19 protein-coding genes are annotated in these 22,699 nt (G+C 59.6%); 5 read left to right on the top strand and 14 right to left on the bottom strand.

The window, feature by feature from the left end:
* Positions 1-23: 23 nt before the first annotated feature.
* From PQG80_RS26045 to PQG80_RS26035, 3 genes are all read right to left on the bottom strand, one after another.
* On the bottom strand, positions 24-2,378 hold the full coding sequence (locus PQG80_RS26045; protein ID WP_271754640.1) for an FdhF/YdeP family oxidoreductase: 2,355 nt from the start codon (positions 2,376-2,378) through the stop codon (positions 24-26).
* Positions 2,379-2,547: 169 nt separating this feature from the next.
* Positions 2,548-3,144: a DNA-3-methyladenine glycosylase gene (locus tag PQG80_RS26040; protein ID WP_271754639.1), complete on the bottom strand. Its 597-nt coding sequence runs from the start codon at positions 3,142-3,144 to the stop codon at positions 2,548-2,550.
* A gap of 83 nt (positions 3,145-3,227) precedes the next feature.
* Positions 3,228-3,806, bottom strand: coding sequence for a hypothetical protein (locus PQG80_RS26035; RefSeq protein WP_271754638.1), 579 nt, complete (start codon positions 3,804-3,806; stop codon positions 3,228-3,230).
* Between the two features lie 266 nt (positions 3,807-4,072).
* Between PQG80_RS26035 and PQG80_RS26030 the strand changes: the two genes are divergently transcribed.
* Entirely contained in the window at positions 4,073-4,915 is an 843-nt protein-coding gene (locus tag PQG80_RS26030) for a helix-turn-helix domain-containing protein (protein WP_271754637.1), read from the top strand.
* A gap of 91 nt (positions 4,916-5,006) precedes the next feature.
* On the top strand, positions 5,007-6,005 hold the full coding sequence (locus PQG80_RS26025; protein ID WP_271754636.1) for a zinc-dependent alcohol dehydrogenase: 999 nt from the start codon (positions 5,007-5,009) through the stop codon (positions 6,003-6,005).
* Between the two features lie 36 nt (positions 6,006-6,041).
* On the opposite strand, the gene PQG80_RS26020 is transcribed toward PQG80_RS26025, so the two are convergent.
* From PQG80_RS26020 to PQG80_RS25990, 7 genes are all read right to left on the bottom strand, one after another.
* Positions 6,042-6,908, bottom strand: a complete 867-nt coding sequence (locus PQG80_RS26020; protein WP_271754635.1) for a carbohydrate ABC transporter permease — start codon at positions 6,906-6,908, stop codon at positions 6,042-6,044.
* Between the two features lie 16 nt (positions 6,909-6,924).
* A complete protein-coding gene (locus PQG80_RS26015) occupies positions 6,925-7,851 on the bottom strand; it encodes an ABC transporter permease (protein ID WP_432432811.1) in 927 nt (308 codons plus the stop codon).
* A gap of 54 nt (positions 7,852-7,905) precedes the next feature.
* Positions 7,906-9,405: an extracellular solute-binding protein gene (locus PQG80_RS26010; RefSeq protein WP_271754633.1), complete on the bottom strand. Its 1,500-nt coding sequence runs from the start codon at positions 9,403-9,405 to the stop codon at positions 7,906-7,908.
* A gap of 396 nt (positions 9,406-9,801) precedes the next feature.
* Complete coding sequence (locus tag PQG80_RS26005) at positions 9,802-12,018, bottom strand: helix-turn-helix domain-containing protein (RefSeq protein ID WP_271754632.1); 2,217 nt, start codon at positions 12,016-12,018, stop codon at positions 9,802-9,804.
* A 115-nt stretch (positions 12,019-12,133) separates the two neighbouring features.
* Positions 12,134-14,866: a winged helix-turn-helix domain-containing protein gene (locus PQG80_RS26000; protein ID WP_271754631.1), complete on the bottom strand. Its 2,733-nt coding sequence runs from the start codon at positions 14,864-14,866 to the stop codon at positions 12,134-12,136.
* Between the two features lie 64 nt (positions 14,867-14,930).
* Positions 14,931-15,200, bottom strand: a complete 270-nt coding sequence (locus PQG80_RS25995) for a YolD-like family protein (RefSeq protein WP_271754630.1) — start codon at positions 15,198-15,200, stop codon at positions 14,931-14,933.
* 142 nt (positions 15,201-15,342) lie between these two features.
* Entirely contained in the window at positions 15,343-15,672 is a 330-nt protein-coding gene (locus PQG80_RS25990) for a hypothetical protein (RefSeq protein WP_271754629.1), read from the bottom strand.
* 168 nt (positions 15,673-15,840) lie between these two features.
* On the opposite strand from PQG80_RS25990, the gene PQG80_RS25985 reads away from it, so the two are divergent.
* The 3 genes from PQG80_RS25985 to PQG80_RS25975 all read left to right on the top strand — a co-directional run bounded on the left by PQG80_RS25985 (position 15,841) and on the right by PQG80_RS25975 (position 18,464).
* The gene (locus PQG80_RS25985; protein WP_334219852.1) at positions 15,841-16,602 is read left to right on the top strand and encodes an IclR family transcriptional regulator; all 762 of its coding nucleotides are present in this window, start codon (positions 15,841-15,843) and stop codon (positions 16,600-16,602) included.
* A gap of 163 nt (positions 16,603-16,765) precedes the next feature.
* A complete protein-coding gene (locus PQG80_RS25980; RefSeq protein ID WP_271754628.1) occupies positions 16,766-17,539 on the top strand; it encodes an SDR family NAD(P)-dependent oxidoreductase in 774 nt (257 codons plus the stop codon).
* A gap of 31 nt (positions 17,540-17,570) precedes the next feature.
* Complete coding sequence (locus PQG80_RS25975; RefSeq protein WP_271754626.1) at positions 17,571-18,464, top strand: fumarylacetoacetate hydrolase family protein; 894 nt, start codon at positions 17,571-17,573, stop codon at positions 18,462-18,464.
* 56 nt (positions 18,465-18,520) lie between these two features.
* Here the strand turns inward: PQG80_RS25975 and PQG80_RS25970 are convergent, their stop codons facing one another.
* From PQG80_RS25970 to PQG80_RS25955, 4 genes are read right to left on the bottom strand one after another with little or no spacing between them, the layout of a single operon-like run.
* The gene (locus tag PQG80_RS25970) at positions 18,521-19,480 is read right to left on the bottom strand and encodes a C-terminal binding protein (protein ID WP_271754625.1); all 960 of its coding nucleotides are present in this window, start codon (positions 19,478-19,480) and stop codon (positions 18,521-18,523) included.
* Positions 19,481-19,529: 49 nt separating this feature from the next.
* Positions 19,530-20,678, bottom strand: coding sequence for a trans-sulfuration enzyme family protein (locus PQG80_RS25965; RefSeq protein ID WP_271754623.1), 1,149 nt, complete (start codon positions 20,676-20,678; stop codon positions 19,530-19,532).
* A gap of 47 nt (positions 20,679-20,725) precedes the next feature.
* Positions 20,726-21,781, bottom strand: a complete 1,056-nt coding sequence (locus PQG80_RS25960; RefSeq protein WP_271754621.1) for an SGNH/GDSL hydrolase family protein — start codon at positions 21,779-21,781, stop codon at positions 20,726-20,728.
* Positions 21,782-21,795: 14 nt separating this feature from the next.
* Positions 21,796-22,686, bottom strand: a complete 891-nt coding sequence (locus PQG80_RS25955) for a DMT family transporter (RefSeq protein WP_271754620.1) — start codon at positions 22,684-22,686, stop codon at positions 21,796-21,798.
* Positions 22,687-22,699: the final 13 nt, after the last annotated feature.

Below are 22,699 nucleotides of genomic sequence, written 5' to 3'. Positions count from 1 at the left end.
CCCATGCCGTCCCCCCATGCCGCTCATTCCGGCCCGTCGATATCCAATTCTTCGATTCGCTTCTCTACGTATCGCGTGTCCTTCAGCGCGTGGTACGTGTCCGCCTTCTCCACGACGACCGACGCGTTATACTCGGGAATGCCCGCATGCGGCTCGTAGACGCCCTTGGGGAACAGCATGTTGCCTTCCGGCCAATACAGCTCGACGTTGCCGGCGGCGATCGCTTCCGCCTTGCATCTCCCGTGGAAAACGCCGTGCCGGTTATAGACGACGATGGCCTCCCCCTCCCGGATGCCGAGCCGCTCCGCGTCTGCCGCGTTCATGAGGACGTCGTACCGTCCGGCTCCGTTGAACGGGTCGATGCTGCCGTACACCATCGAGTTAAACTGCTTGCCGCGGCGCGTCGTAGCGTAATACCGGCCCTCCGGCTTGCGGAGCTCCGGCAGCTCGATCGGGATCAGCCTGCCGCGGCCGTCCGGCGTGGGGAACTCGCCGCCTTCGCACAGCCAGGCGCCGCCCCATTGGAACACGTCGCCCCGCAGCCGGAGATGCTGGATGCCTTCGTAGTTCGGCGCGGCCTTGGCGATCTCTTCCCGGATGGCGGCCGCATCGGCGAAGGCGACGGCACCGCGGCGGTCCGGCCTGACCCGTGCGGCCAGGTCGGCATAGATCGCCCACTCGGGCCGGGCTTCCGCGATGCGCGGACCTTCGATCTCCGGCGAGAAGTACACCATCCGTTCCGTCGAGGTCGACGTCCCTCCGCCCGGCTGCTCGTACCGGGTCATGGCGGGCAGCACCCATACCGCTAGCTTCGCGTCCGCGAGGGTGGAGCTGTTCAGCACGATATCCTGATGGACGCGCACGTCCACGTTCTCGAGGCAGCGTCTCACGAAGTCGGGATCCGGCATCGTCTCCAGAAAATTGCCGCCGGACGTGTAAAACACCTTCAGCTTGCGCTCATGATCGTCCGGCAGCATGGCGTTCTCGAGCGATACGCCGACGATGTCGCCCTGCCAGCGGGGCAGCTCGAAGCCCCATAACGCCTCGATCCGCTCGATATGCTCATCCTGGAAGTCGCCGCCTGGCAGGCTGAACGGATCGGCGCCCATCTCGCCCGAGCCCTGAACTCCGCTGTGTCCGCGAATCGGCATCACGCCGCAATGCTCCCTGCCGATGAATCCCCGCAGGAGAGCCAGATTGGAGACCTGCGAGATGTTGTCCGTGCCGAAGCGATGCTGCGTGAGCCCCATGCTCCAGACGAAGACGCCGCTGCGGGAGCCGGCGAGCAGCGCCGCGAATTCCGCCATCCGCTCGCGGGACAAGCCCGAAGACCGTTCGAGCGCTTCCCAGTCTTGCAGGCGCGCATGCGCTCTCAAGGCCTCGTATCCGCTCGCGTGGACTCGGACGAACGCATGGTCGATCGCAGAGCCGGGGGCGGCGTCCTCCATATCGAACCAGTGCTTCATGATGCCGTTCATGAAGGCGATGTCGCCGCCGATGTTGACCTGGTAGAAGTCGTCGGCCAGCTTGGTGCCGAACAGCGCGGACTCGGGTATCGAAGGCACCCAGTAGCCCTCCATCGCCGGCTCCCGATACGGGTTGATCACGATGATCTTGGTGCCTCTGCGCTTGGCGGCGTACATGTACTTAGTGGACACGGGCTGGTTGTTCGATGCCACGCTCCCCCAGAACACGAGCACGTCCGTGCCGATCCAGTCCTTGTAGCTGCAGCTCGAAGCGCCGATGCCGAGCGACCGCTTCATCGCGGTCTTCGAGGGCGAATGGCAGATGCGCGACGCGTTGTCGATATTGTTGGTGCCGATCAGCCGGGCGGCCTTGGCGGCTGCATAATACGATTCGTTCGTAATGCCGCGCGCGGTCAGGTAGAAGGCCAACTGCTTCGGATCCACGTCGCGGATCGCGACGGCGATGCGATTCAGCGCTTCGTCCCAGGTGGCTCGCCTGAAGGCGCGCTCTCCTTTCTCGCGCACGAGCGGATACGGAATGCGCCCGAGTTGGCGCAGCTGCGCGCTGTCCAGCTTCCTGAGTTCGTCGATATCGGCATGAAGAAGGTCCGGCTTGACTGCGCCCATCGTGTTCAAACGCAGTACGTTGAGCCGGGTCGTGCACAGATGCGGACCCCTGAGCGTCTGATCGTAGAGACCCGATACGCCGAGCGCGCAGCCGTCGCATACGCCCTGCGTCAAGATTCGATAGGCGTACGGAAGATTGTCGCGGTTGTCCCAGACGACCTTCATCGTATCGCGGATATGATGCGGCTTCTGCCTGCCCAGACCGAACGGAATCTTACTCACCCACAGCTTGGGATCCGGACGTCCGGGGAGCTTCGTTCGCCCCGAATGCTTGGTCTTGCCCATGATCGTCAACCCCCGCCGCATATGAAATCAAAAAGCCGCACGATCCGAAGCAGCGCGCTGCTCCGTCATTTGCGGCTTGACTAGGTCTATTTTAGCAGGTTGCCGGGCCTTTCTGCAACCGTTTACATGAGCCGTGCCCGTCAGATCCGGTCCTCGGACCGCGAGCCGCTTATTTGACCGTCCTTGATACGTAAGGATTGCCGGTCTCCCAGAAACGCCATGGATAATCCCTCGCTTCGCCGCTGTTATCGATGCCGATCCGCGGGCCCGAGGAGATGGACGACACGGCGCGGCCCTCCGCGATATACAGCGGCGGCACATGCAGCGGACGCCCGTAGTCTCCGATTCCGACGCCCAGCGCCTTCGTCAATTTTCCCGGCCCGTTCGTCAGTTGATGGACTTTTTTCACCGGTCCCCGGCGTTCGAGCATCAGCGCTTCTCCTGCCACGGGTTCGACGGCGCGGATCAGCACGGCCTCGGGACTGCCGGGCTCGCCGCTGACCACGTTGAGCAGGCAGTGGGTATGCATGACATACGTATACGCATAGCCCGGGGGACCGAACATCACTTCCGTGCGCGGCGTTCTTCGATTGCCGTAGCTGTGCGCGGCCCGGTCCCCCGGACCGACGTACGCTTCCGTCTCGACGATCCAGCCTGACGCCGACCCGAGCTCCGTCTCCTTGACGAGCAGCATCCCGAGCAGCGAGCGGGCCAGTTCGAGCGTAGGCTTGCGAAAGAATAGCGGAGACACGGGCCGATTCGTCATGTAGCACACCTCGATTAAGGTTGGACTGCGTCGCAGCTTCCGACGGCTTACCGCCCTATTTTACCCAATCAAGCTCCGAACGCTCAAGCACGCCGCTCGGACCATAGCGAATAGCCGAGCCAAGCCAGGCCCAGTCCCATCGGCACGGCCGCGAGTCGCGCCAGATCGTGCGGCAGCACCGCGGCGGCAAGCGAAGCGACGGCTCCGAAGGCAAGCAGTCCGGCCGCGCCGCGCGATAGAACGCGCGCACGGAACATCGCGATGCCGAACAGCAGACCTCCGAGCAAATACGCGACTGCCGATACCGGGCCTGCCGCCACCAAGGCGCCCATGCCGGTCTCGCTGCCCTTTCCGCTGGAGAGCGCCAGGAATCCCTCGACGAACTTCGGCGCATCGCCGAGCTGCGGCAGGATAAACGCTTCGACGAACGTAAGGGCCATTAACAGCGCAAACTCGAGGCTGAACAGCAGATAACCGGCCAATCCCAGCCAACCGGCCTTATCCACTTGTCTCGCGTAGATACCCGTAATGCCAACCAAGGCGAGAAGGCTCATGAGGATCGTTAAGTAGTGGGCGACCGCCCATGCACGGGTCGTCACCGACGATAGCACGTCGGCCGGATGAATGGTCTGAATCACGATGAACAGGATGCCCGCTGCCATAGCGGCGATACCTGACCACCGAATGAGGACAGCGGCCGTTAGATGCGATGTAACTGCGGGATTGCGTTGGGCGTTCATACACGACACTCCTTTTGGTCTGCTTTCTTCTATTTCAAAGATACAGGACCAAGCGACGAGCCGGCATCACCACATGTGGTGATTTTTCGTGTACGAGTGAGCATAAATTGGAACCTGATCCCGCTTTTTTCTGTATTTGTGATAAAGTTAAGCCATACTCCCATCCTATATCCGGGCGAGGTTCCCCTATGAAGGATCATCCGCTTAGCTCCCTGCTCGCGGCCGCCGAGCTTACGGTTCTGAAGTTCGACAATCACCGTCTGCGTACGATCAACTACCGGAACCGCGTTATCCACGATTACTATATGATGACTTACGTCCGCAGCGGCTCCGCCAAGCTCAGGGTCGAGGGCCGCGTCTACGACATCCCTCCGGGCACCGTCATCTTCATTCCTCCGCATCTGGAACATGACCAATACAAAGACAGCGACGAGGAGACCGAGTTTCTCTGGTGGCACTTCACGTACCGGATCCAGAACGTGATCGACGTGCTGCCTTTCTTAAGAATCCCGTTTATCTATGCGCTGCGCGACCATCGGCGTTTCGAGGACGTTTTCGACGAGCTCATGCTGTGCCAGGATCCGCACGGCGGACATCTCCCGAAGATCATTCTGCAAAAAGCCAAGTCGCTTGAGCTTCTCTACGTGCTGCTGGACAATGCCGCCTATCGTACCGACGCACCGGATCCGAACCTGCCGCCCGCGGGCTTCCTGTCCCTCCTGCTCAAGATCGCCACCCGTCCGGAAGCCAATCTGTCGCTCGCGGATCTAGCTCAAGAACTGCATATGAACCCGACGTACGTCAGCAATCAATTCAAGAAGACGTTCGGCAAATCCCCCATTCTCCTCCATCGGGAAATGAAGATCGCCAAAGCCAAGTCGATGCTGCAAGCGGGAGACCGCACCATCGCCGATATCGGCGCCGAGCTCGGATTCCAGGATGTTCAGAGCTTCACCCGGCTGTTCAGGAAGTATGCCGGCATCTCGCCAAGCCAGTACAAGCGGTTGTTTCGAGACCTGTATAAGGGTTAACAATCGCTGAATTACGGCGCTGGGTTTCCCCGTCCGTTCCCTCTACAATCGAGTCATCAGGGCGAAGAAGCCCGGTAGAGGAGGCTGTAATATGGAATCTTGGAACGTCGTTTTTCCCGAAGCGCAGCGAGTCGAGGTACGCAAAGAACCGCTCGACCCGGTACTGGGGCGAACGGAGATCTTGTGCCGCTCGGTGGCTTCGCTCATCAGCACCGGCACGGAGCTGCAATGCCTGAGAGGCGTATTCGACGCGGGGACCAACTGGTCGGAATGGGTGAAGTACCCCTTCCAGCCCGGCTATCTGACGACTGCCGAGGTGCTGGAGGTCGGTCCGGAAGTGACGGGCGTTCGCGCAGGAGACCGCGTCAACGCGGCGCATCCGCATGCGCAATACTTCAAGGCCGAAGCCAGGGACGTCTACCTTCTTCCGAAGGAAATCAGCGCCGAGCAGGGATTATGGCTGAGCCTGGCCAAAACGACGCAGCTTGGCGTCCGGCGGGCTGAGCTGCAGCTAGGGGAAACGGTCGGCGTCATCGGGCTCGGCCTGCTGGGCCAGCTGGTCGCCCAGTACGCGTATCTCTCTGGCGCCAAGGAGCTCTACGCCATCGATCCAGCCGCAAGCCGCCTGGACCTGCTCCCCAAGCTTCCGGGCATCCGCCCGCTGGCCATGGACGCGGGAGCCGCGAGAGAGGAGATCCGCGCGGCGACGGCGGGCCAGATGCTGGACGTCGTATTCGACGTGACCGGCCATCCGTCCGTGCTCGCCCAGGCCACCCTGCTGGTCAAGCCGTTCGGCCGCGTCGTGCTGCTCGGAGATACTTCCGTCCCCTCTCAACAAACGCTCGGTCCGAACGTCGTGTCGGATGCCGTATCGATTCTGGGCATGCATTCCCTCAAGAATTACCGCGACTGGAACCACCCCGCCATGTCCGAGCTGTTCCTAAGCTATCTCATTCAAGGCCGTATGGATATCGGTCCGCTGATCACGCACCGGTATTCGCCGCTGGATGCGCCTGAAGCTTACGGCTTGCTCACGGGCGATCGAAGCTCGGCCATGGGCGTTCTGTTCGATTGGACACGGTTGGCATAAGCGGAAGGGGGGCTTTTGCGGCCCCCCTTCGCCTCCTCACCCTTTGACCGATCCCATCATGGCGCCTTTGATGAAGTGCTTCTGGATGAACGGGTAGAACAACAGGATCGGCAGCGTGCCGACGAGAATGACCGCGTACTTCAACGATTCGAGCACGACCGCCTTGTCTCCGAGGGCGGAGCTAACCGTGATATCCGACATCACGCCCATCATGACGATATTCCGAATGATCACCTGCAGCGGATACAGGTCCGCATTCCGAAGATAGAGCAGGGCGCTGAAGAAATTGCCCCAGATCTGAACCGCGTAAAACAACATGACCGTGAGCAGCACGGGCTTGGACAACGGAAGGACGATCCGCGTCAGGATTCCGGCGTCGGACAATCCGTCGATCTTGCCGGACTCCTCCAGTTCCTTCGGGAGCCCCTGGAAGAACGTGCGCATGATGATCAGGTTAAAGGCCGTAACGAGGTTCGGGATCACCATGGCCCAGATCGTGTCGAGCATATGGTAATTGCGCACCGTGAGGTAAGTGGGGATCATGCCCCCTGAGAATAGTATCGTGAACACGATCATCAGCATGAAAGTTCTGCCGAAGACGAGGTTTCTTCTCGATAGGGAGTAGGCGCCCATCGTCGTGACAATCAGAGATAACGTCGTTCCGAGCACGACGTAAAGGAGCGTGTTCCTGTACCCGGTCAGAATTCGGTCATCGCTTAATACGGCCGTATAGGCGTCGAAGTTGATCCCCTTGGGCCAGATGCTGATCTGATTGCCGACCACGAATTCCGCGGAGCTAAGCGACACCGCCGCCATATGGACGAAAGGAAAAAGCATGGTGCAGGCAAAGAGAGCCAGAATCAGGACATTCACGATATCAAAAATACCCGTTCGCTGTTTCAATCCGTCTTCCGCTCCTTTACCATAGACTGGTCTCGCTGAATCTGCGGCTGACCCTGTTGCTCGCGTAGACCAGCGCGAATCCGATTACGCCCATGAACAGGTCGATCGCTGCGCCGTAGCTGAAATTCCCTTGCAGGAGGCCAATCCGGTATACATAGGTCCCGATGATATCCGACGTATCGTACGTCGCCGCATTGGACAGCAGGAATACTTTTTCGAAGCTGATCTCGAGAATCTGTCCGATCTGCATCAGGAACATGATGGCGACCGTCGTCGCGATTCCGGGAAGCGTGACGTGCCACATCTGCTTCAGCCGGCCCGCGCCGTCCATTCTCGCCGCTTCATAAAGCTGCGGATCGATCGTCGTAACGGCTGCCAGGTAGATGATGGAGCCCCATCCGACTTGCTGCCAAATTTCCGAACTGACGAAGATCGTCCGGAACCAGCCGGGCTCCTGCAAGAAGTTAATGGCGGGGAATCCCAGGTCCTGCAGGGCGTGATTCAGCCAGCCGGTGCTGGGCGACAAGAACATGTCGATCATGCTGGCGACGACCACGATGGACAGGAAATACGGTAGATAGCTGACCGTTTGCACAAACCTTTTGAATAACATGTTTCGCACTTCGTTCAGCATCAAGGCCAGAATGACCGGCGCCGGGAAGCCGAACAGCAGCTTATAAAACCCGAGAAGCACCGTATTCTTGACAATGATTCTGGCGTCGGGATTCTCCAGGAACATCCGGTAATATTTGAGCCCGACCCACGGGCTCCCCGTAATGCCCCTGAACAGGTTATAATCCATGAACGAGATGGCGATCCCGAACATCGGCACGTACCGGAACATGACGTAAAAGATAATCGTGGGCGCCAGCAGCAGAAGGAAGATCCGATCGCGCCTGATTTGCCCTAGGATGGATAGCTTCAATGCCGGGTCTCCTTCCATCGGATATAAAGCCGGCCGCCGCGAACGGGCGGCCGACCCTATATGATCGAATTCTTATTTCGAGTTCGCTTTGAGGCGGTCCAATGCGACCTGGTACGTCTCGAGCAATTTTTGCGCGCCCATTTTGTCCAGTTCGGCCAAAAAGGCGTCCCACTGCGTCATCGGCGTTTCGCCGTTGATGAACTTGGCGACCGAGGCTTCGTAATGCTTGAGCACCTGCTCTTCGATCAGAACGACGGCGCTCTTCTCCTCATTGGTCAGCGGCGGCGTGATGTTCATGGTCGGGAACTGGTACTTTTCCGCTTCGGCATACGAGTACCGCTCGTTCTCGTTGCTCAGCGACAGGGAAGATTCCATATTGGCCAGACCGACCGCGCCCGTAGTGAACATGCCCAGTTCCTTGCGGAGGTCGTTCGGCTCTTTGAATTGCGGCAGCAGCTTGCGCTTGCCGTCTACCATCGTATAGGACTCGCCTTCTTTGCCCCAGCTGAGCAGGTCGGATCCTTCTTCGGAATAAATGAAGTCGAGGTACCGGAGAGCGGCGTCCAGGTTTTTCGTGTTGGAGGACACGGCGAAGCCGTATTCTTCGAAGTTCGCCTTGGCGAGATAAGGCTGGCTGCCGGCGCCGAGCGGCGGCGCCATGAACTTCAGATGCGCTCCGTCCTTCAGCTGCGAATTCATGATTTCGATTTGACCGATAAACTGGATGGAGATAAACGACTTGTTCGTCGTGATAAACTGGGTCCAGGCCTTGTAGTCCATGGACAGCCAGTCCGGCGGGAACAGACCGTCCTTATAGAACTTGTTCAAATATTCGACCAGCTTCTTGAAGTTAGGATCGGCGACGCCGAATTTAATTTTTTCGGTGCCCGGCTCTTCATAGAACCATGGGTAGATGCCGAACGCCGGAGCGAAGGATCTCAAAGTGCCGATGCCGTGACGGAAGACGAACGGATAGCTGTCAGGGTACAGCTCCTTCAGCTTTTTCGAGGTTTCGTACAACTCATCCCAGGTCGTCGGCACTTGAAGCGAATGCTTGGCGAAAATATCGTCTCGGTAGAAGTAAACGACATTGTTGCCCGCGCCGCCACCGTCGTTGAGAATATGGTACATTTCCCCGCCCGGAGAGGTCATCCGTTGCGCGACAGTCGGTCTTTCCTCCAGATACTTCTTTACGTTAGGCATCTTGTCGAGATGCTTGGACAGGTCCAGGAAGGCGCCCTGCGGTCCATACTTCTGCGCGTCCCCCGGGAACACGGACATCAGGTCCGGCATATCGCCCGAAGAGATGGCGAGGGGCAGCGACTCGGGTCCCGTCTGCAGCTCTTGCTTGATCTCGATATTGGTCGCTTCCTTGATCCACTTCCAGACCGCCCAATCCGGCTTGACCGGCCACGCTTGCGACTGGTCGGTCAGCAGGCGCAGAGTCGCCGGCTCCGGCGCAGCCGCAGTTGCCGATGCGCTGGCCGTACCGCTCGGACTAGCGGACGCCGAAGGAGACTGCGCGTTCTTGTTGTCGTTATTGCCGGAACACGCGGCAAGCGTACTCGTCATCAGCAAGGCAGCCGATAACGCGGTAATACTGTAAATTCTTTTTCTGTCGTTTGTTTTCTGCATAGCCTTGAACACACCGTCCCTTTTCGATTTTTTACTTCTCGCGATTCGGTCCCTTGCGGTTCGGTTCATTGCTGCAAGTTGGCGAATTCGCTTTCAACAGCAGCGGCCAACCTGTACTCCAATCTTACGGCCGGATGCCCGGCGCGTATATCTTCTGAACTTCCGAGATTGCAATTCCTTTACGCTTTTCTAAGAATAATATCAGCATCTGAAAAACAGCCTACATCGAAAACGGGCGGCTGCGCCGGCATTAAACCTTTATAAAAAAGGAACCCCGGCCTCGGGGTTCCCTTCCTAACGTTGGCTTAGCTCTCGCGGCGAATGGCCGACGACTCATATGGATTCGTTCCGCTTCCTGTATTCGCTTGGGGTAAGCCCCATGTACTTCTTGAACATCCGGTTGAACGACGTGATGTTCTTGTAGCCGACCTGCTCCGCCGCTTCGCGGATCTTCAGCGTGTCGTCGTCCAGCAGGCCCGCCGCTTTTTTGATCCGGGTCTCGTTGATGTAGTCGACGATATTCATCCCGGTCTTGTTTTTGAAGTAGGAAGACAAGTACCCGCTGCTCATCTTGAATTTATCCGCCAGCACGTCCAGATAGATCTCTTCCGCCAAGTGCTCGTTGATATACTCGGCGATCTGCGTCGTGATCGGGTGCTTCTCGTCCTTCTTCTCCCGGACGGCCTGGGCGATCTCCGTCACCCACCCGACGAGCAGCAGCTCCAGCTCCTTGATCGTACTGCAGCGCGAGATCCGCTCCCCTTCCCGGCTCAGCAAGGCGTCCACGGTCTCCGCATCCAGCGGGAACGGCGTCACGATTCCTCTGATCTTGGCTGCGGCCGTCTCCGCGAACCGGACGAGCGATACAGCCGTCGGCGGTTTGCGGTGCCACTTGGCGAACTGCTGCTCGATCAACGCGGCCACCTGCGCCGCGTTCCCCGCCTTTAGGTTCGCTTCCAGCTCCTTCTCCTGATCCGGCGAGAAGCCGACCGCGACCGGAGCGGCGACCCGCTCTGAGATGATCTGCGTCTCGTCCGTCAGCAGCCGCTCTCCAGCCAGCTCCTGGGCTTCTTCGTACGCGGCGGTGAACTGTTTCGAATCGGAGTAGGCGGACGTGACGGCCATGGTCATGATGCCGTGCTCCCGGTCCTGATCGAACACCGTCTTCATCTCGCCGAGCAGCGCGCCGATCTTCTCCATGCTCTCCGTGAACACCAGGCTCAGAATCTGATCCCGTTCGATCTGGAACGTCAGCGAATCGGGGAATTTGGGCTTGAGCTTGCTGTCGATGAAAATTCTCAAGTAATACACCCAGTTCTGGATCACCTCCGCCGAGTTCGACTCGTTCCTGCCGGGCTGAATCTGGAAGAGGAGGAAAACGAACGGCTTGCCGGCAAAATCGAGCTTGGGCGCTTCGGACTCTTGACCGCGGATCGCCTTGAGGTGGTTCATAAACGACAGCTGCCGGGTCAGCATCCGATTGCCGTGAATCTGCCCGCTGATGATATCGAATTCCTTGATGTTCGAACGGAGTGGCGCGCCCTCGCTGTTCATGCCGCGGATCGATTCGATGACCCGCTTGAGCGGGTTGTTGATTCGGGCGGCGAACATAAACGAGAACAGGACGCTGAGCGCGATGGCCGCCACGATAATGGCGAGCAAGGTAATATTGATCCGGGTCTGGGCGGCGATCCGGTCGACGGGTACCCGGCTGAGGTACGTGAAGCCGGTACCCTGTCCCTTGAACGCAAAGTAATACTTTCCGTCCCGCACGAACATTTCGGAATCGCCGATCCCCCGCAGATCCTCGAAAGAAAGAAAAGGCTCTCCTTCGGTTCTTCCGAACATGCGATTGCCCGCATCGTCATAGATCAGCAGTTCCTCGTTTACGCTCTGGTGGAACGCCTGGTACATCCTGGAGGCATTGAGGTACACGATCATGATGAAGTCCGGATTGTACAGCCCTTTGATGACGACCGGTATCATCTCTCCGAGCGGCTGCTGGCTGCCTTCCGAGATCTCTGAGTAAAAGGAGGATGCGGGCAGAATGCGGAACGTTCTCTTTTCCTCGAACTGCCTCATCCAGAACGCAAGCGGATAATCCCGGCTAATGGAGAAGACGCCGAACATCGCTTTGGCGTTCGTGCTCGTCCCTCTCTCCAGCACCAGGTCGTTCTTCTTCGAAAAGAACACGATATTGTTAATATAGTAATAAGGCACGGTCGTCCATCGCTGGATCTCGCGCACGATCTCCGGATAGAGCGTATTGCTGGGTTTACTCTGAAGCAGCAGTATTTTCTCGTCGGAAAAGAACAGCAGCATCTGCTTCTTGATGAGATCCAGATGATTCTCGTAGCTGTCCCGCGTGTTGGCGAGCAGGGAGGTGTTATACTTCACGACCTCGTGCTTGACGTTTTTCTTGGACTCGGAGACGGAATAGAAGGTCAGGGAGGCGAGCAGCAGGACGATGCAGAGAAATCCCGCGATTAGCCTTAGGAAAAGGGAGTTCGTTCTGTTTCTGATGAAAAGGATCGGCTGAATCTTTTTCAAGCAGTTCCCGCCTTTTGGAGTGGTTGAGGTACGCCCGATTTTTCTTCCCTATCTTACCAAAGCACGCGAACCCTGTATACCTTGTCCCGGCTTGCGGCCGGTAAGTCCGCGGGCATTAGAAACAACGGAGTTCCTCCGCCCGGCGGACGGCGGCCCGGCGGTTGTTGACCTCGAGCTTGCCGAAAATATTTTTGGTATGCGTCCGCAGGGTATTTAGCGAGATGTGCAGCTCCCGGGCGATGTCCGGGCCGCCCAGGTCGGTCCGGAGCAGCCGCAGCACCTCCCGCTCCCGATCGCTCAGCGTCATGCTCGCCGCGGGATTGGCCGGGTCGGAAGGCGTAACAGCATTGGCCGGCGCGCCGCTCCAGTTATCGCCGAAGGCGGCCAGCAAACGACCGGCATCGAATGCGGCGATCCCCTGCTTGGAGGCTTCCTCCAGCAGGTCCGCCATCGGCCTGCCTTCGTCCGCGAACAGGCGGACGTAACCTTCCGGCCCGGCAAGAGCCAGGGCGCTCTCCAGCTTGTCCAGCGCGGCAGGCAGGTCGCCCTGCTGATCGCAAGCCAGCGCCTGCAAGACGAGAATCTCTACCGCGCTTCCGGTTCTCTTGCCCGTCTGCGCGGCATGGAGGAGCCGGTCCAGCAGTCCCCGGGCATCCGCGATCGTCCGGTCCGCACGGTCCCGCCGGTGCCAGGCCAGCAGCGCCCTGGCCACGGTGATGTGCTCGAACTCGCGCAGATAGGCAAGATCGTCGTTGTCCGTCAGGCCGCGATCCCGCATCCATTGAAGGGCAGCGTCCAACTGGCCCATCGCGATCTCGATCCGTGCCTTCCATGCCGATACCGGACGGACGTTGGGGAAAAAGTCGCCAGCGTACTGACGCTCGGCCTCCCGTATCTGGACAAGGGCTCCCTCCGGATCTCCCTCCGCCATCGCCAGTCGAGCCATCGCGACATGCCAGCGATGCCCGTTGTCCGCGCGACCGGCCCGTCTGCTCAGTTCCTCGCTTCTCGCAAGGTGCTGCCTGGCGGCGGACAGATCGCCTCGCTCGCGGCAGAGCTCGCCGAGTCCGGCGTATAAGTCCGCCGCCGTCCGTCCAGCCGACTCTCCGTGCTCGGCTGCGAGCTGCAGGCCTCGCTCATAGGCGCGCATCGCCTCGCCCAGCCGCCCCTGGCCGATCAGAATCTCGCCCAGCGCGATCGTGCCTCCGATCGCGTCGGAGATATTTCCGGCCAGCCGGACGCTCTCCATGCCGGCTGCGAACATCCGGTGCGCGGTCTTCAGCTCTCCGCCCGTCCAAGCCGCCAACCCCAGCAGCGCCGACGCCGCGCCGCGCCGAAGATGATCGTCCTCGTGCGCAAGCTCCAGCACCTGCCGGGCGTAGCCGATCGCGGCGGGTATGTCTCCCTGCACCTGGGCGTGCGCGGACCGGTACCCGGCGATCGTGGCGCGGAGATGCCGGTACTCCTCCTCGTCCGCGACGACCATCCCCGCGGGTCTCTCCTGCAGGTCCGCCGTCCGCTCCAGCCAGCGCTCCGCGTCCCGGAGCCGGCCTTCGACGGCCCCGAGCTCGCCGCCGGCCAGCAGCGCCCACGCATACGCCGCGCTCAGCACGGGCCTGCCGCGGATCGACGCGTCGGGCAGCGCTCTGAGCCATCGCAGCACGGCCAGCCCCTGTCTGTCCCTGCGCATCGCCGGCCAGGCCAGCTCGATCAGGTCCGCCGCCCTCGGATGATCCTCGGCCGCCAGGGCGTGGCGGATCGCGTCGGCCATCGAGCCGGACCGCTCATGCCATGCGCTCGCGCGCAGGTGCAGCGCGGCGACTTCCTGCGGCCGATCCGCCTTCAGACGCTCGGCGAGCATCTCCGCGAAGAGATGATGGTAGCGATACCAGCGGCGCTTGTCGTCCAGCGGGACGACGAAAAAGTTGCCCCGCTCCAGCGCCTCCAGTCGCGCGGCGCCGTCCTGCTGGCCGGTCACGGCATCGCACAGCGGGCCGTACAACCCGCCTAGCACGGAGGTCCGAAGCAAAAAGTCGCGGATGTGCCCAGGCTGACGCCGCAGGACCTCCTCGACCAGGTAATCCGCGATATAGCGGTGGTCTCCCGAGAACGACCGGATGATCGCCGGTATGTCCGCTCGGCCCTGCATCGACAACGCCGCAAGCTGGAGACCCGCGATCCAGCCTTCGGTACGGCTCTCCAGCGCGGCGACGTTGTCCGCCGCGAGGACCAGTCCCATCACCCGCTCCAGAAACGCGGCGGCTTCGTCAGGGGTAAAACGCAGATCCGCTGCACGCAATTCGGTCAGATGACCGCCGGCGCGCAGCCGGCTCAGCGGGAGCCGCGGATCCTCGCGGGTCACGACGACGAGATGCATCTGCTGCGGCAGATGCTCGAGCAGGAAGGCAACGGAGGCGTGAATGCGCTCGGCATGAATGACGTGGTAATCGTCGAGGACCAATACGAACGCGTACGGGAGGGCCGATACGGCATTGAGCAGCGTCGTCAAAATGGCTTCGGAAGACGGCGTCTGCGACGCTTCGAGCGCGCCGATAGCGGCCTGCCCGGCCGACTCGGAGATTTTGTTGACGGCGGCGGCGAGGTGCGTCAAAAAGCTCGCGCCCTCGTTATCCCCTTCGTCCAGGGACAGCCAGGCGGCAGGCCGGCCGCAGCGGGCGGCCCATTCGCCGACCAGCGTCGTCTTGCCGAAGCCGGCGGAGGCGGAGACGAGCGTGAGCTTGCGGCGGTCGAGGCCCTCGCTTAGCCGCTCCATCAGACGCTTACGGGGAACAAGCTTGGACCGGGAGACGGGAATGTACAATTTCGTCGATAAAATCGGTCTATTCATAAAGGAAAAGGATATCCCCTTTTCGTGAACTGGATTTCCGATGGCTGTCCGTCGTCATTTGCGATCAGTCTCTCGGACTCTCGATCCGCATGATGTCCAGAAATGGAATCTTAACGGTCGACTCCTGCGCTTCGACGTGGACGAGCCTCGTCCGCGCGTCCAGCTTTACGATCCGGCCGCGAACCGGCGCCGGCTCGTCCCATATCGTCAGGACGACGGTGCTCTCCTCTTGCTTGGCCTCGACCAAGCGTTCGCCCAGCTCCTCCAGCTCGAATTCGTCGCGCGTCGGCCGCTTGGCTTTGTATCTCTTTCCCGGCTTTTTCACCTCTGGCATCGGTCAACCTCCTGAACAAATAAAAAAATCCCTTGCGCTTCAAGGGATTCGATCTGATGAATTAGGGTGCGATCGAGAGGACTCGAACCTCTGAGATTTACTATACCATATATCTACCGCGGTAGGTAATTCTCAGTATGATTTAAAATCCGTTTGGAGCCGGGGGCTGTTCGTATACGGAGGATTGCTCTCTTTTCGCCGCGCTTACCATTAATAGAATGCCCGTAATGATATGCATGATCATGCCTACGAACGGGATCCAGGCGACGAGCGAGGTTACGATTCCCAGGATCGATCCGTATTTCGCTTCTTGATTTTTGGCCGACAGCACCAGCGTGACGATGTGCAGGACAAACATGACGAACAGCGGTACATATCCAAAACCGATGACGATGATGGCGCCCAACACAGGAATGCCCAATAGAATTTCTAACGCTCCCGTGATCCATTTCAATACTTTAGACCCACTCATTATGAATCCTCCAAATCAGGAAATTTGTACTAAATATAACAGACGAAACGTCGGAGGGCTACTCTTTTTTTTACTTTTTCTACAATTTCCGCGCTTCCTTGTTCGGAATATTAAACCTCGTGGAGCTCATGCTATAATAAACCCAGTTTATTGGAGAGATCTGGTGAGATGATGGAACGCTCGAATCACAAATATTGGGTGCCGGCTTTGGAAAGAGCTCACGAAGTTCTTCATTGCCTTGCGGCCCGCCCTTCGAAAATGCGAATGATGGATCTGGTGTCCGAAACGGGAATTAACAAAAGCACGATGTTCTCGCTTCTGCAGACCATGGAAAAGCTGCAATGGGTGCATCGGGAGAAAGGCGAAACCTACGCCTTGGGGCCCGTTTTCGCGACGCTGGGCCGCGCCTATTTTTCCGGCATCGATCTGGTCGGGCAATTCCATCGCTTGGCCGCGAACGCCGCCGAGCGGGTCGGCGAGACGGTGCAGCTGGCCAGATTGGAAGGAACCGATATTCTGTACCTGGCGAAAAGAGAAGCGCCCGCGCCCGTCCGGATCGTATCCGAGCCGGGAATGCGGATCCCGGCCTACGCGACGGCGATGGGCAAGGCGCTGTTGTCGCATCTGTCGGACGAGCAGGTCCGCGGGTTGTTCGCGAACGCCGAGTTTGAAAGGTTTACCGAAAAAACCGTATCGAGCGCGGAAGCGCTGATCGGACAGCTCGCGCGCGTCCGGCATGCCGGGTACGCGGTGGATGAAGAAGAGATCGTGATCGGGATCGCGTGCATCGCGGCCGCCGTCCGGGATCCTGCCGGCGTCCCGGTCGCGGCAGTCAGCTTCACGATTCCATTGGCTCGATGGGAAGCCAAAAAGCCGGACGCCCGATCGGAAGTTCTGCGATTGGCGGAGCAATTGTCCTTTTTACAATAATCGCAGGATGAGACGCAGAACGGATCAGAACTCGTTTTTCAACGCGCCGAAGCGTTGAAAGCGGGTTCTTTTTCGTTGACCTTCGCCGTGGACGGATGCTATATTTGTTTTATATATTAAATTAAGTTTATTATATTAAACAAAAGGACGTGACCCTTTCCATATGCGGCTAAACGGCAAGGTATGTTTAATAACCGGTTCGGGTTCGGGCATCGGCAAAGGTTCGGCCCTGAGATTCGCCCAAGAAGGCGCGTCGGTCATCGTTAACGATCTGAATGGCGATCAAGGAGAAGCAACGGTCGCGGAAATCAAAAAGAACGGCGGCAACGCCGTCTTTATCGCCGGCGATGTCACGTCTCCCGAAGAGATGGAGCGTATGGCGCATTCCGCAATTCAAGCGTTCGGGCGCGTGGACGTGCTGTTCAACAATGCCGGCATCAGCGGCGTCGGAGCGCTGCACGAACTGGAACTCGACCAGTGGGATAAGGTGATGCGCGTCAATATCGCCGGCGTGTTTCTGCCTAGCAAATACCTGCTGCCTAGCATGATGGAGCGGCGCTCCGGCTGCATCATCAATATGTCGTCCTGCATCGCCGAGATCGGCCTTGCCCGGCGCGCCTCGTACGCCGCTTCCAAAGGCGCCGTCCTCGCGCTGACCAAATCCATGCAGGTGGACTACGCGCCTTACGGCATCCGGGTGAACGCCCTGCTCCCGGGCACGATCATGACGCCGTTCGTCGAGAAGTACCTGCAGACCTCGTACGACGATCCGGAAAAAGCGATCCTAGCCATCAAGAGCCGCCAGTTAAGCGGCGAACTCGGCAAGCCCGAGGACGTGGCGAACGCCGCGGTGTTTCTCGCCTCGGACGAATCCGGATTCATGATGGGCTCGCCGCTGTATATCGACGGAGGCGTCACGTTCGGCAAGAATGCATAGCGACCATTCATTGGGATAAGGAGACGATTAAATGAAATTCGTTACGATCCGGGAAGACCGCGAATTCGCCTTAGGGGTTGCGAGCGGGGAAGAAATCGTTCATTTGGGAAAAGCGTTGGCAGCCGTGCCGGCGCAGGGCGTGCCGACCGATGCGATGGAGCTGATCCGCGGCGGAAAAGAGGCGGTCTCCGCAGTCGAGCGTTATATCTCGAACCTCCCGGCAGGACCGCAGGCTTACCGCCTCCATGAGCGCGATGCCCGCTTCGGCCCCTGCGTCACGAACCCAAGCAAGATCATCTGCATCGGGTTGAATTATCGCAAGCACGCCGAGGAATCGAACGCGCCGATCCCCGAGTTTCCGATTCTGTTCAATAAGTTCAACAACACCCTGGCCGCGCATGGCGACGATATCCCTCTTCCCAACCGGGTGACGGCCGAAGTCGATTACGAAGCGGAGTTGGCCATCGTCATCGGCAAGGAGGCCAAATACGTCGGTAAAGGCGAGGCGCTCGAATATGTATTCGGCTACTGCTGCGTGAACGATCTGTCCGCGAGAGATCTGCAGATGCGGACGCACCAATGGCTGCTCGGCAAGTCGCTGGACAAATTCAGTCCGCTCGGCCCGTACTTGGTTACGGCCAAAGAAGTCGGGGACCCCAACGCGCTCGCCATGAGATCCATCGTGAACGGGGAGGTCAGGCAGAACTCCAGCACCTCCGACATGATCTTCCCCTGCGATGAGATTGTCAGCTACGTATCGCAGCATATGACGCTGTATCCCGGGGACGTGATCTTGACCGGAACGCCGGAAGGCGTCGTCCTCGGCCGTCCGATCGGGGAGCGCGTGTACTTGAAGCACGGGGATATCGTCACGATCGAGATCGAAAAGCTGGGCTCGCTCACGAACCGGATGGTGGACGAGTAAGAAAAGGAAGGACCCTAGACGGCTTCGGTTTGAAGTCATCGAGGGTCCTTCGTTTATCATGCTTTTTGGTTTACGACATTCGGAATCTCCCTGCCCTCAAGGAAGTCGATGATGCGGTTGGAAGTCAATTTCCGCAGCCGCGCTTCCGATTGCTCGGAATACCAGGCCATATGGTTGGTGACGATCGTTCTAGGGTGACGCAGCAGCGGATGATCGTCTGCCGGAGGCTCGTCGGTCAAGACGTCCAGTCCCGCAAATGAAATATCCCCTCCGTTCAGCGCATCCCATAAATCGCCTTCATGAATAAGCGGTCCGCGCGAGACATTGATCAGCACGGGCCTCTTTTTCATTTTCCCGATCCGCTCGCGATCGATGATGTGCTTCGTGTCTTCCGTATACGGGCAGTGCAACGAGATGATATCGGATTGCGCGAGCAGTTCGTCCAAGGACACAAGCTCGACTCCATCGGGTACGTTAGCCTTCGTCAAGAATGGATCGCTCACGATCATCCGACAGCCGAACCCTCGCATGCGGGCGATGACCTGAGCCCCGATCCGTCCCATCCCGATCAGTCCCAACGTCGATTCGGACAAGGCGAAGATCGGCTTCAGCTCGGGCATGCTCGCCCATCGCCCTTCGCGGACGAGCGCGGCAGCGGGGAATAGCTTGCGATGCGACGCAAGAATCAAGCTGACGGCGTGGACGGCCACCTCCTCCAAGCAATAATCCGGCACGTTCATGACCGTAATCCCGCGCTCGCTCGCAGCCTGCAGCGGGACGCTGTCCAGGCCGATGCCTTCTCTGGCAATCAGACGCAGACTGGGCATCCGCGCGAGCAGCGCTTCCGTAACTTGCTGCAGCTGCACGACCAGAACCTCGGCATCCTGGATCGCCTGCGGCAGATCCGCGGTCGCAATGCCGTCATAGATCTTCACTTCATAACCCGCTTGGCGCAATATACGTTCTTCTACCGCGTAGTCGACGGTCGCAAAATTGACCAGCGCTATTCTCTTCATCTGCAATCGCCGCTCCTTTCTGCAAGCTCTCTTTCCTATGTCGCCTTCGCTAGATTCGCGCCAAGGCTTGCTCCACGTCCTCCAGCAGATCCTCCGCGTCCTCCAAGCCGATGGATAACCTGACCAGCTTATCCACTCTGCTCTCGTATTCGGTCCCGGCCACTTGCTCCCGCTGCCATCCGATCGCCGTCGCGTAGACCAAGCTCTCGAAGCCTCCCCAGCTGACGCCAAGCTTGAACCAGCGCAGGGCATCGACGAATCTGCGTACCGCAGGCTCTCCCCCCCGCAGCTCGAAGCTGAGCAGTCCGGTCGGCCCGCTCATCTGCGAGGCGGCGAGCTCGTGCTGGCCGAGACCGGGCAGGAACGGGAAGTTCACCCGCTCCACTTGCGGGTGGCCGGCGAGCAGGGCCGCCACGCGCATGGCCGATTCGCCCTGCTGCTTCATGCGCAGTCCGAACGTGCGTATTCCCCGATTGGCGAGCCAGGCGTCGAAGGGCGGCAGGCTGCCTCCGATGAGAGAGACTTCGATCTCGGTCAGCTTCCGGATCGTATCCCGGCTGGAGACGACGACGCCGCCGATCACGTCGCTATGGCCCGACAGATACTTGGACAACGAATGCACGACGACGTCGAAGCCCCAATCCAGCGGCTTCAGCGTCGCCGGCGTCGCGCAGGTATTATCGATAATGGACACCCATCCGTGCGCCTTGGAGATCTCGATCGCGCCGCGCAGATCGAAGACGTCCATGAACATCGTGGAGTATCCCTCCGTAAACAGCATACGGGTGTTCGGCTTCGCGGCGCCTCGGATATTGTCCAGATTCCTGAAGTCCACGAAGTCGCAGGTCACGCCAAAACGCGCCATCCATCCGGACAGCATGGCATAGGTCCCGCCGTAGATCGGATAGCTGCAGATCACGTGATCGCCCTGCTTGAGAAAATGAAGCAGCGTGGTAGAAATCGCGGCCATGCCCGATGCGAACACTTTGGCGGCTTCGCCGTTATCGAGCGCCGCGAGCTTTTTTTCCAGCATGTCCGTCGTAGGATTGCCCATGCGGGAATATCGGTACGGCGTGTCGGGCGCCTTCATCTCGTCGAACGTATTCGACGTAAATATCGAATTGAGGAATAGCGGAGGCACGACCGCGCCGTGGAAGGTCTCTTCGCCGAAATGGGCGAGCATCGTCTGCATACGCATGGCTCTTCACTCCAAGTTTCTATATTGACGTCGCCCACTGGCCGCTGTTAGCGCGGCAGAATTTCTTGGAGCAGCGGCGTTAACCCGTCCGCGATCCGCATGAGACCCAGATCGGTCGGATGTACGCCGTCGACCGTGCACTCGTTCCATATCCCGCCGAGCAAGTCGGCGCCGTCCTGGAAGTAGATGAACCGGTCTCCCTCCATCCGCAACGATTCGACCAGATCCCTTTGGAAGTCCCTTCTGACCGTCCGGTCTTCGCGGGAAGCGGTCATCGTGTGCTCGTAGCTGTACGGAATTCGCGACAGGACGAGGATCGGCACTTGCGCATGCCTGCTGCGCAGAATGCGGAGGAACTCGGGCATCGTGCGGATCAGGTCGTCCGCCAGCACGTTGTTGGCGTCGTAATCCACGACGATACAGGCCGGATCCTCGATCTCGTTCATGAACCGCGCGATCTCCGGATCGCCCTTGCCGTTGCCCGAGAAGCCCAGATTAATAAACTCCATGTCGAAGCGACGACTTAGAATATTCGGATAAGACATGCCCGGACGGGAAGCGCAGCCCCCCTGCGTGATCGACGTTCCGTACAGAACGACCTTGCGCCGGGTGGAATAGGCCGGGAATTCGAAGATGCCGGCGCCTGCGTTCGTTCCGATCTGCACGTCGCGCACGCCTTGGAACAACGGAAAGTGAAGCGTTACGTAACGCAATTCGGCTTCCCTATTTTCAAAAAATACGTATTCGTACTCGGCGGAGTCGTGGGCGAACCGGGTCGTTCCGAAATAAAGCTGCGAGCCCGGCTTGCCCAAATAGCAGTCAAAGCCGTTGACCGCGGTGGCGGTCACATGCTCCGCGACGTTCGGTCCGAGCAGCTTGGCCTTAATCGCCAGCTTGGTGGCGTCGGTCGCAAAGCGAATCTGTCCGCCCGACGTATGGTCCGCCAGTTCGTCCAAGATCTCGCGGATGGCTCCCGGTTGGACGGCAGGCAGGCGCCGGAACTTGCGCTCCTTCGCCCACCATGCGAATCCGTTGATCTGAAAGGGAGCGCCGGCTGGCGAGCGCCACCGCAGCTCCTCCCCCGCGCTAGTCTTTTGGTTCATGCGCCGCAGTCTCCTTATCCTCTGATGACGGTATGGACGGGAACGGCCTTGCCGGCCGGCTTCTTGCTCGATACGGCGACGCCGATGACGATCAGGACGCCTCCCGCCATCTGCGCGAGCCGTATCGGATCCCCGAGCGCGATATAGGCGACCAGGATCGCCACGAACGGCGGAATGTTCATGAACATCGCGCTGGTAGAAGCGCCAACCCGGGATATGCCTTGATTCCACCATAGTCCCGCCAGTCCTTGCGCGATGAGCGCGACGACGATCAGCATCGCCCAGGTGGCCGCGCTGCCGCTGGCATGCAGATGCCCCTGCGCCCACTCGACCCCCGCGGCGGGCATCAGGAGGATCGTGCCGATGAGCGTCGAGTAGATCGTTACGTCCGCGGACGGCATGGTTGACGTCGCTCTGCGGATGAACAGAACGCTGACGGCCAGCGTCAGCATCGCCAGCAGGATCATGAGGTCGCCGCGCGAAACCCCCGTGACCTTCCCGCCGTTCAGGACGATGATCGCCACGCCGGCGAGCGCGGCCGCGGCGCCGGCTAATTTATAGCCCGTTATCCTTTCCTTGAGCGCGACGCGCGCCAATAGCGCCGTCGCGATCGGCGACAGGGCGATGATCAACGCCGCGTTCCCGGCGCTGGAATGCGCCAGCCCGAGGAAGTAGAACAACTGGTACATCAGGGAGCTGGTCAGCCCGATCCATACGAGCCACTTCCATTCCTGCCTGGTCGGCTTCTTGAGCGGCTTGCTCGTCAGGCCGACGCTTAACAGGAAAAGGGAAGTGACCGCTAGCCGGGACAGCGCCAGCAAGACCGGCGAAAATTCGCGGAGCAGGTAGGCGCTCGCCACATAGTTGCACCCCCACAAAACGGAGACGGCTGACAATCGAAGCATGATCGTTCGGACC

The sequence above is a fragment of the Cohnella rhizoplanae genome, assembly GCF_948329515.1.
Taxonomy (GTDB): Bacteria; Bacillota; Bacilli; order Paenibacillales; family Paenibacillaceae; genus Cohnella; species Cohnella rhizoplanae.
The sequence above is the reverse complement of the archived record's forward strand: the minus strand, read 5'-3'. Positions and strand labels throughout refer to the sequence as shown.

Coding starts and splice junctions, on each gene's coding strand:
- PQG80_RS26045 (WP_271754640.1), bottom strand. CDS start 2,378: ATGGGCAAGACCAAGCATTCGGGGCGAACGAAGCTCCCCGGACGTCCG.
- PQG80_RS26040 (WP_271754639.1), bottom strand. CDS start 3,144: ATGACGAATCGGCCCGTGTCTCCGCTATTCTTTCGCAAGCCTACGCTC.
- PQG80_RS26035 (WP_271754638.1), bottom strand. CDS start 3,806: ATGGCAGCGGGCATCCTGTTCATCGTGATTCAGACCATTCATCCGGCC.
- PQG80_RS26030 (WP_271754637.1), top strand. CDS start 4,073: ATGAAGGATCATCCGCTTAGCTCCCTGCTCGCGGCCGCCGAGCTTACG.
- PQG80_RS26025 (WP_271754636.1), top strand. CDS start 5,007: ATGGAATCTTGGAACGTCGTTTTTCCCGAAGCGCAGCGAGTCGAGGTA.
- PQG80_RS26015 (WP_432432811.1), bottom strand. CDS start 7,851: ATGGAAGGAGACCCGGCATTGAAGCTATCCATCCTAGGGCAAATCAGG.
- PQG80_RS26010 (WP_271754633.1), bottom strand. CDS start 9,405: ATGACGAGTACGCTTGCCGCGTGTTCCGGCAATAACGACAACAAGAAC.
- PQG80_RS26000 (WP_271754631.1), bottom strand. CDS start 14,866: ATGAATAGACCGATTTTATCGACGAAATTGTACATTCCCGTCTCCCGG.
- PQG80_RS25995 (WP_271754630.1), bottom strand. CDS start 15,200: ATGCCAGAGGTGAAAAAGCCGGGAAAGAGATACAAAGCCAAGCGGCCG.
- PQG80_RS25990 (WP_271754629.1), bottom strand. CDS start 15,672: ATGAGTGGGTCTAAAGTATTGAAATGGATCACGGGAGCGTTAGAAATT.
- PQG80_RS25985 (WP_334219852.1), top strand. CDS start 15,841: ATGATGGAACGCTCGAATCACAAATATTGGGTGCCGGCTTTGGAAAGA.
- PQG80_RS25980 (WP_271754628.1), top strand. CDS start 16,766: ATGCGGCTAAACGGCAAGGTATGTTTAATAACCGGTTCGGGTTCGGGC.
- PQG80_RS25975 (WP_271754626.1), top strand. CDS start 17,571: ATGAAATTCGTTACGATCCGGGAAGACCGCGAATTCGCCTTAGGGGTT.
- PQG80_RS25970 (WP_271754625.1), bottom strand. CDS start 19,480: ATGAAGAGAATAGCGCTGGTCAATTTTGCGACCGTCGACTACGCGGTA.
- PQG80_RS25965 (WP_271754623.1), bottom strand. CDS start 20,678: ATGCGTATGCAGACGATGCTCGCCCATTTCGGCGAAGAGACCTTCCAC.
- PQG80_RS25960 (WP_271754621.1), bottom strand. CDS start 21,781: ATGAACCAAAAGACTAGCGCGGGGGAGGAGCTGCGGTGGCGCTCGCCA.
- PQG80_RS25955 (WP_271754620.1), bottom strand. CDS start 22,686: ATGCTTCGATTGTCAGCCGTCTCCGTTTTGTGGGGGTGCAACTATGTG.